Below are 510 nucleotides of genomic sequence, written 5' to 3'. Positions count from 1 at the left end.
TGTATTTCTGGTTCTTATCACCATCTGTTCCTGTGAATTTTATGCAGCGATGAAATCTCGCTTACAAGCGTTTTCAGATAAAGTCCTGGTTCGTCAGAAACTTGATGCTGAGCGGCACTTTCGAGACCTAATGTATCAGCTAGATCAATCTGATGACTTTGAGTCGATGTTGCCAATTCTTCGGCAGTTTTTTGAGCAACAAAGCTATATCCATCACTATGCATGGTATTTGGATAGGGTTCTATTGGAGCGAACTTTATCCAGGAAAGAGTTGGAGCGCTTTGATGCGAATGACCTGAGCGCTGAGAGAAACTATCAACGCATACTATTTAGCGGCAGTGATGGACGCCGCCATGATCGTTTGCCCTCTTCTATAAACGTGCACCTGCAGGGTGAGGCTGAGGAAAGAACGCTTAACGCCCAAATGGTTGAAATTATGTCAACTGAGCAGCTCGATGCTGCCTATGATTGGGTCGAAATGGTGCCGGGACGTGAGATGCTGGGTTTGCC

The 510-nt window shown here is 45.9% G+C and carries 1 protein-coding gene; it reads left to right on the top strand.

Annotation, left to right across the window (positions count from 1 at the left end):
- Positions 1–510 (top strand): hypothetical protein (locus A3756_RS28425; protein WP_197481541.1); only part of this gene is annotated, 510 nt, incomplete at both ends.

It is taken from the genome of Oleiphilus sp. HI0086, assembly GCF_001635225.1.
Note: the sequence above shows the minus strand (reverse complement) of the source record. Positions and strands in the feature narration are given on the sequence as shown.